Source organism: Actinoplanes sp. NPDC048791, assembly GCF_040650095.1.
Lineage (GTDB): Bacteria > Actinomycetota > Actinomycetes > Mycobacteriales > Micromonosporaceae > Actinoplanes.
This window is the reverse complement of sequence record NZ_JBEZGQ010000328.1, coordinates 1-8,038: the sequence shown is the minus strand read 5'-3', so window position 1 is coordinate 8,038 and position 8,038 is coordinate 1. Positions and strand designations below refer to the sequence as shown.

7 protein-coding genes and 1 pseudogene are annotated in these 8,038 nt (G+C 71.3%); 6 read left to right on the top strand and 2 right to left on the bottom strand.

From position 1 onward, the window contains the following. The 6 genes from AB0C29_RS23060 to AB0C29_RS23035 form a co-directional block, all read left to right on the top strand. On the top strand, positions 1-867 hold an 867-nt coding region (locus AB0C29_RS23060; protein WP_360823475.1), incomplete at its 5' end, for a THUMP-like domain-containing protein. 11 nt (positions 868-878) lie between these two features. Further along, positions 879-1,361, top strand: a complete 483-nt coding sequence (gene ybaK / locus AB0C29_RS23055) for a Cys-tRNA(Pro) deacylase (protein WP_360823472.1) — start codon at positions 879-881, stop codon at positions 1,359-1,361. 137 nt (positions 1,362-1,498) lie between these two features. Then, complete coding sequence (locus tag AB0C29_RS23050; protein WP_360823469.1) at positions 1,499-2,596, top strand: substrate-binding domain-containing protein; 1,098 nt, start codon at positions 1,499-1,501, stop codon at positions 2,594-2,596. Positions 2,597-2,675: 79 nt separating this feature from the next. Next, a complete protein-coding gene (locus AB0C29_RS23045; protein WP_360823466.1) occupies positions 2,676-3,491 on the top strand; it encodes an ATP-binding cassette domain-containing protein in 816 nt (271 codons plus the stop codon). Further along, a complete protein-coding gene (locus AB0C29_RS23040) occupies positions 3,488-4,744 on the top strand; it encodes an ABC transporter permease subunit (protein ID WP_360823463.1) in 1,257 nt (418 codons plus the stop codon). Before AB0C29_RS23045 ends, AB0C29_RS23040 begins: the two co-directional genes overlap by 4 nt. 38 nt (positions 4,745-4,782) lie before the next feature. Next, positions 4,783-5,958 carry an ROK family transcriptional regulator gene (locus tag AB0C29_RS23035; protein ID WP_360823460.1) on the top strand — a complete coding sequence of 392 codons (1,176 nt, stop codon included), beginning with the start codon at positions 4,783-4,785 and terminating at the stop codon, positions 5,956-5,958. Positions 5,959-5,968: 10 nt separating this feature from the next. On the opposite strand, the gene AB0C29_RS23030 is transcribed toward AB0C29_RS23035, so the two are convergent. Further along, positions 5,969-7,747 carry an ABC transporter ATP-binding protein gene (locus AB0C29_RS23030; protein WP_360823457.1) on the bottom strand — a complete coding sequence of 593 codons (1,779 nt, stop codon included), beginning with the start codon at positions 7,745-7,747 and terminating at the stop codon, positions 5,969-5,971. After that, positions 7,744-8,038, bottom strand: a pseudogene (locus AB0C29_RS23025) (ABC transporter ATP-binding protein); the annotation flags it as partial. The gene AB0C29_RS23030 and the pseudogene AB0C29_RS23025, both read right to left, overlap by 4 nt.

Genomic DNA, 8,038 nt, shown 5'->3' with positions numbered 1-8,038 from the left:
CTGGCCGATCTGGGCTGCGGCCAGGGCTCGGACGCGCTGGCCGCGGCCCGCCGGGGCATCCGGGTGCACGCGGAGGACGCGGACCCGCTCACCGCCGCCCTGGCCGCCGCCAACGCCGAGGCTGCCGGGCTCGCCGGCCTGGTCACCGTGGAGTGCGCGGACGCGACAACCGTGCCGGTGGAGCAGTTCGACGCGGTCTTCGCCGACCCGGCGCGGCGCCGGGCCGGTCGCGGCCGGGTGATGGATCCGCGGTCCTGGTCACCGTCCTGGGACTTCATCGCCACGCTGCCGGAACGGGTGCCGCGCACGGTCCTGAAGCTGGCGCCCGGCATCGACCACGCGTTGCTGCCGGCCGGCGCCGAGGGCGAGTGGGTGAGCGTCGACGGCGACCTGGTGGAGGCCGCCTTCTGGTGCGGGCCCCTGGCGGAGTGCGCCCGGCGGGCCGCGCTGCTGCCCGGCGGGGCCGAGCTGACCGGCTCGGGCGTCGAGGCCGCGCCGGTCGGGCCGGTCGGTGCCTTCCTGTACGACCCGGACCCGGCCGTGGTCCGCTCGCACCTGGTCGCCGAGTTCGCCGCGGCGGTCGGGGGCCGGATCGCCGACCCGGAGATCGCGTACGTGTACACCGACGCCCCCGCCGACACGGTGTTCGGCCGGCGACTGGAGATCACCGACGTGCTGCCGTTCTCCTTGAAGCGGCTGCGGACCCTGCTGCGCGACCGGGGCATCGGCCGGCTGGAGATCCGCAAACGCGGTTCGGCGCTGGAGCCGGAGCAGTTGCGCAAGGATCTGCGGCTCAGCGGCAGTGCGGGGGCGTCGCTGGTGCTGACCCGGGTGGCGGGGGCGCCGACCGTGCTGCTCTGCCGCTAGCCTGCTTGATCGTGGCGAAGAAGGCTGCCGGGACCCCGGCCACCGTGCTGCTCACCGCGCAGAAGGTGGCGCATGAGCTGCACCCGTACGACGTCTCGCCGGACGCCCCCAACTACGGCGCCCTGGTCGCCGCGGCCCTCGGTGTCGATCCGGCCGTGCTCTTCAAGACTTTGATCGCTGAGGTCGACGGCATGCTGACCGTGGCCGTCGTACCCGTGACCGGCGATCTTGATCTCAAGGCGCTGGCCGCCGCGGCCGGCGGCAAGCGGGCCGCCCTGGCCGACCGGGTGGCCGCCGAGCGCAGCAGCGGCTATGTCCGCGGCGGGATCAGCCCGCTGGGCCAGCGCAAACGCCTGGCCACGGTGATCGACGACTCGGCGCCCGGGCTGGAGCTGATGTACGTCTCCGCCGGGCGCCGCGGCCTGCAGGTGTCCCTGGCGCCGGCCGACCTGATCAGGCTCACCGCCGCCACCACCGCGAAGATCCGGACCTAGCGCCTCCCGTTACGACACCGTTACGACTCGTCAGGGACCTTTCTCCTGAGATCCGGCAAATCGGACCCTGCAAGTGACCTAGCGTCACCATCAGGAATCCGAAGCACGGCCCGGATTGATCCGAAGGGACTTGAGGAATGCGTAAGGGAATGTTCGCCCTTGCCGCGGCTGGCCTGCTGGCCACCGGCAGCATGGCTGCGTGTGGTGACGACAGCGGCAGCGACTCCGGCAGCACCGGCGGCTCGTCCGTCGGCAAGGTGGGCGTCATCCTGCCGGACACTGCCAGCTCCCAGCGGTGGGGCACCGACGACCCCAAGTTCCTGAAGGCGGCGTTCGACGCGGCCGGGGTGGCGGTGGACATCCAGAACGCGCAGGGCGACAAGAGCCAGTTCCAGACGATCGCCGACGGCATGATCTCCAGCGGCGTCAAGGTGCTGATGATCGTCAACCTGGACTCCGGCACCGGCAAGGCCGTGCTGGACAAGGCCAAGGCCGCCGGCATCGCGACCATCGACTACGACCGGCTGACGCTCAACGGCGGCGCCAACTACTACGTGTCGTTCGACAACGTGGCGGTCGGCAAGCTCCAGGGTGAGGGCCTGGTCAAGTGTCTCACCGACATGAAGGCCACCAAGCCGCTCGTGGCCGAGCTCAACGGCTCCCCGACCGACAACAACGCCACCCTGTTCAAGGAGGGCTACGACTCGGTCCTCAAGCCCAAGTACGACTCGGGTGACTACGTCAAGGGCCCGGACCAGTCCGTACCCGACTGGGACAACGCGCAGGCCGGCACCATCTTCGAGCAGATGCTGACCGAGAAGAAGGACATCAAGGGCGTGCTGGCGGCCAACGACGGCCTCGGCAACGCGGTCATCTCGGTGCTGAAGAAGAACAAGCTGAACGGCAAGGTGCCGGTCACCGGTCAGGACGCGACGGTGCAGGGCCTGCAGAACATCCTCGCGGGCGACCAGTGCATGACGGTCTACAAGGCCATCAAGCAGGAGGCCGACGCGGCCGCCGACCTGGCCATCTCGCTGGCCAAGGGGCAGAAGAAGGACGTCGCCCAGACGATCACCGACCCGGAGTCGAAGGCGGCCGTGCCGTCGGTGCTGCTGCCCCCGAAGTCGATCTTCAAGGACAGCGTGAAGGACGTCGTCGCGGACGGCTTCGTCACCAAGGAACAGCTGTGCACCGGCGACTTCGCCAAGCTCTGCACGGACAACGGCGTCAGCTGACCCCACCTCGGGCCCGACGGCGCCGTCCATGCCCCGACCGGGCGTGGGCGGCGCCGCATCGACTGAAGGAGAAACATCCGTGGCCGCGACACCCCTTCTGGAACTCAACGGGATCGACAAGAGCTTCGGTCCCGTCCAGGTCCTGCACGACGTCGGACTGAGCGTCTACCCCGGCGAGGTGACCGCGCTCGTCGGCGACAACGGTGCCGGAAAGTCCACGCTGGTCAAATGCGTCAGCGGGATCTACACCATCGACGCCGGCACCGTCACCTTCGACGGCAACCAGGTCGCCATCCACAGCCCCCGCGACGCCTCCGCCCTCGGCATCGAAGTCGTCTACCAGGACCTCGCCCTCTGCGACAACCTCGACATCGTCCAGAACATGTTCCTCGGCCGCGAAAAAGTCCGCGGACTCGTCCTCGACGAACCCACCATGGAACAAATGGCCGGCGACACCCTCGCCAGCCTCTCCGTCCGCACCGTCAAAAGCCTGCGCCAACTCGTCGCCAGCCTCTCCGGCGGCCAACGCCAGACCGTCGCCATCGCCAAAGCCGTCCTCTGGAACAGCCGCGTGGTCATCCTCGACGAACCCACCGCCGCCCTCGGCGTCGCCCAGACCGCACAAGTCCTCGAACTCGTCCGCCGCCTCGCCGACAACGGCCTCGGCGTCGTGCTCATCTCCCACAACATGAACGACGTCTTCGCCGTCTCCGACCGCGTCGCCGCCCTCTACCTCGGCCGCACCGCCGCCCAGGTCAAAACCACCGACGTCACCCACTCCCAGATCGTCGAACTCATCACCTCCGGACGCAGCGGCAACCTCGGCCTGCCGCCCGAGAAGCCGGCCGCCTCCGGCTTCGCCGACATCACGCCTGCAGGAGACGCGGACCGATGACAACCACCACCACAACGGCCGGCGGCGTCAAGGTCGTCAAGCCCACGGTCGCCAGCCACCTGCACGACTACTGGGGCCGGGTCCGCGGCGGCGACATCGGCAGCCTGCCCGCCATCCTGGGTCTGATCGTGCTCTGCCTGATCTTCGGCATCGCCCGGCCCACGTTCTTCAGCGCGGTCAACTTCGCCAACCTGTTCTCGCAGGGCGCGGCGGTCATCTTCATCGCCATGGGCCTGGTCTTCGTGCTGCTGCTGGGCGAGATCGACCTGTCCGCGGGCTTCGCCAGCGGCGTCTGCGGCGCGGTGATGGCCATCCTGCTGACCAACCACGGCTGGCACTGGGCCTCGGCGATCCTTGTCGCGCTGGTCACCGGCCTGGCCATCGGCTTCGTGCTGGGCTTCCTGGTGTCGAAGGTCGGCATCCCTTCCTTCGTCGTCACACTGGCGGCGTTCCTGGCCTTCCAGGGCATCCTGCTGGTGCTGCTCAGCGGCGGCAAGAACATCTCCATCCGGGAGACGTTCGTGCTCTCGCTGGCCAACCGGAACATGTCGGTCGTGGTGAGCTGGGCGCTCGCCGTCCTGGCCGTGGCCGGGTACGCCGCCCTGCAGTTCACCCGGCTCCGTGGCCGCGCCGTCCGCGGCCTGGTCACCGACCCGGTGGGCATCGTGCTCGGCCGGATCATCGCGCTCGCGGCCCTGCTGTTCACCGCGGTCGCCGTGCTCACCACCGAGCGCAGCATCAACCCGCTGATCAGCGGGTCGGTCAAGGGCGTGCCGATCGTGGCCCCGATCATCGCGGTCTTCCTGATCGTCTGGACCTTCGTGCTGGGCCGGACCGCCTACGGCCGGCACGTGTACGCCGTCGGCGGCAACACCGAGGCGGCCCGGCGCGCCGGCATCCCGGTCGACCGGATCCGCATCTCGGTCTTCGTGATCGGCTCGTTCATGGCCTCGATCGGCGGCATCATCGCGGCCAGCCGGGCCAACTCGGTCGACCCGAACTCCGGTGGCAGCAACGTGCTGCTGTACGCGGTCGGCGCGGCCGTGATCGGCGGCACGAGCCTCTTCGGCGGCAAGGGCCGGGTGCTGGACGCGGTCATCGGCGGGGCCGTCATCGCGGTGATCGACAACGGCATGGGCCTGATGGGATACAGCGCCGGTACCAAGTTCGTGGTCACAGGTCTTATCCTGCTTCTGGCCGCCAGCGTGGACGCGTTGTCGCGGCGGAGAGCGGCAGCCACCGGGAACCGATGAGCGAGCCTCACGGTCACGGGTAAGGGGGCAGCCACCTGATGCGAGCGGGCCCCAGCCAGGAAGAGGTACGCCGGCACAACCTCGGGACGTTGCTGCGATACGTCCACATTCACGGGGCTACGTCCCGGGCGGAGCTGACCACCAAGCTCGGCCTGAACCGCAGCACCATCGGCGCGCTGACCACCGAGCTGGCCGCCGCCGGGCTGGTCACCGAGCGGCCGCCCCAGCAGACCCGCCGGGCCGGACGACCTTCGCTGGTCGTCCGGCCCGAGTCGTCCCAGGTGTACGCGTACGCGCTGGCCATCGAGGTGGACCGGCTCCGGGCGGCCCGGGTCGGGCTGGGCGGCCGGATCCTGGACCGGCGCGAGACCGACCGTCCGCGCGGCATGCAGGTCATCGACGCGATCCAGCCGCTGGCCGGCTTCATCCACGAGATGCGGATGGATGTCCCCGAAGGCGCCCGCTACGTGGGCGGCGGCCTGGCCGTGGCCGGCATGGTCCGCCGCGACGACGGGATGGTCCGGCTCGCCCCGACCATCGGCTGGGTCGAAGAACCGGTCGGTGAGGCCCTCAGCGAGGAGATCGGGGACGTCGGCCCCCTGATCGTCGGCAACATCGCCGACGTCTCGGCGCTGGTCGAGCACAGCCGGGGCGCGGCGGCCGGCCGCGACAACGTCATCTACCTGTACGGCGACGTGGGCGTCGGCGGCGGCATCATCGCTGGCGGCCGGCGCGTCACCGGCCACGGCGGCTACGGCGGCGAGGTCGGCCACATGGTCGTCAACCCGAAGGGCCGGCCGTGCAGTTGCGGGTCGCGGGGCTGCTGGGAGACCGAGATCGGCGAGTTCGCGCTGCTGGAGCTGGCCGGCCGCGGTCACCTGAGCGGCCGCGAGGCGGTGCTGGACGTGGTTGACGCGGCCATGCGCGGTGACTGGGAGGCCCAGCAGGCGGTCCGGCACGTCGGCGACTGGATCGGACTCGGCGTGGGCAACCTGATCAACATCTTCAACCCGGAGGCGGTGATCTTCGGCGGCACCCTGCGCGACGTCTACCTGGTCGCGGCGGCCCAGATCCGCAGCCGCCTCAACGAGGTCGCGCTGCCCGCCTGCCGCGAGCACGTCCGGCTGCGCACACCTGAGCTGGGCACGGACGCCGCCCTGATCGGCGCGGGCGAACTCGCCTTCGAACGGCTGCTGGCCGATCCACTGCTGTGAGCCCCGAGGGTCATCCTGGTGCTGCTCGGGGTGGCGCTGCGGTGACCGGCGGCGCGCCGTGCCACGAGGCCCACAGCGCCGCGTAGGAGCCACCCGCCGCCACCAGGTCGTCGTGCGAGCCCAGCTCGGTGATCCGGCCGTCCTCCACCACCGCCACCCGGTCCGCGTCGTGGGCCGAGAAGAGCCGGTGGGCGATCGCCACCACCGTACGGCCGCGCAGCACCGCGGCCAGTGACCGTTCCAGGTCGCGGGCGGCCCGCGGGTCCAGCAGTGACGTCGCCTCGTCCAGCACCAAGGTGTGCGGGTCGGCCAGGACCAGCCGGGCCAGCGCCACCTGCTGCTCCTGCGCCGCCGACAGCGTCACCCCACCGGTGCCGACCTCCGTGTCCAGCCCCGCCGGCAAGGCATCGGCCCAGCTCAGCGCGTGCACGGCGGCGAGCGCGTCGCGGACCTCGGACGGCCGGCAACCGGGCCGGACCATGGCGACGTTGTCGCGCAGCGTACCCATGAAGACGTGGTGTTCCTGGCTGACCAGCGCGACCTCGGTGCGCAGCCGGTGCAGCGGCAGGCCGGCGAGCGGCACGCCGCCGACCGTGATCGAGCCGGCGCCGGGCGCGTAGACACCGGCCAGCAGCCGGCCCAGGGTCGACTTGCCGGCACCGGACGGTCCGACGATCGCCAGCCGCTCCCCCGGCTCGATGGTCAGCGAGATGCCGTGCAGCACCTCCCGCCCGGCGACGTAGGAGAACCGCACGTCGTCGGCGACGATCCGGGCGCCCCGCGGCACCGCGTCCTCCTGCGGTGCCGCGCCGGGAGTCTCGGACACCCCGAGCAGCCGGGCCAGCGAGGCGGCGCCGACCTGGAGCTCGTCCAGCCAGCCGAGGAACCGGTCGAGCGGGTCGATCAGCAGCTGGGCGTAGAGCACGGACGCGGTGACCTGGCCCAGGCTGACCCAGCCCCGCAGGTAGAACCAGCCGCCGATGAGCAGCGTGCCGACCACCGGCAGCACGTAGCCGATCTCCACGATGGGCGACCAGACAGTGCGCAGGAACAGCGTGTACTTCTCGGTGCGGAAGGAACGGCTCAGGTCGGCATCCGTACGCCGGACCCGGTCGGTCTGCCGGCGCAGCGCGTCCACCGTCCGGGCCCCCTCGACGGTCTCCGCGAGACCGTCGGTGACCTGCGAATACGCGGCGTTCTGGCGCAGATAGCCGGGACCGGCCCGGCGCAGGTACCAGCGGGCGGACAACCCGATCACCGGTACGGCGATGAGCAGCGGCAGCGCCAGCAACGGGCTCACCAGGATCAGCGCGCCCACGGCCAGCACCGCGGTGAGCGAGGCGATCATCGTCTCCGGCACCGCCAGCCGCACACACCGCGACAACGCGTCGACGTCCCGCGACGTACGGGTGAGCAGGTCACCGGTCCCCGCCCGCTCCACCGTGGACAGCGGCACGGCCAGCACCCGGTCCACGAACTCCTCCCGCAGCTCGGCCAGCACCCGTTCGCCGAGCCGGGCCGAGGCCAGGTACGCGAACCGGACCAGCACCGCCTGCACCACGATGAACCCGGCGATGGTCAGCGCGATCCGATCGACGGTGCCGACGCCGGCACCGTGCTGCAGCGACTCGACCAGCTCACCGAACAGCCGCGGTCCGGCCAGTCCGGCGATCGCGGCGACGGCGTGCAGTGACACGGCGAGCAGCAGGGGGCGTGGGTGCCGGCGGAACAGGGTGCGGGCGTACCGGCGGACCTGGCGGGTGTCCGCCACGGGCAGCGCGTTGCTCACTCCCGCAACACCGTCCTCGCGTAGCCGGGGTGGCCGGCCAGCAACTCCCGGTGGGTGCCCTCGGCGACCACCACCCCGTCCTCGACGTGCAGGACGACATCGGCCCGGTCCAGCACCAGCGGGCTGGTGGAGCAGACGACCGTGGTGCGCCCGCGCCGGGCGGCTCCGAGCCGGTCGGCGATCCGGGCCTCGGTGTGCGCGTCGACCGCGCTGGTCGGCTCGACCAGCACGAGCACCTCGGGGTCGGCGATCAGCGCGCGGGCCAGCCGCAGCCGCTGCTGCTGGCCACCC

Coding starts and splice junctions, on each gene's coding strand:
- AB0C29_RS23050 (WP_360823469.1), top strand. CDS start 1,499: ATGCGTAAGGGAATGTTCGCCCTTGCCGCGGCTGGCCTGCTGGCCACC.
- AB0C29_RS23035 (WP_360823460.1), top strand. CDS start 4,783: ATGCGAGCGGGCCCCAGCCAGGAAGAGGTACGCCGGCACAACCTCGGG.
- AB0C29_RS23040 (WP_360823463.1), top strand. CDS start 3,488: ATGACAACCACCACCACAACGGCCGGCGGCGTCAAGGTCGTCAAGCCC.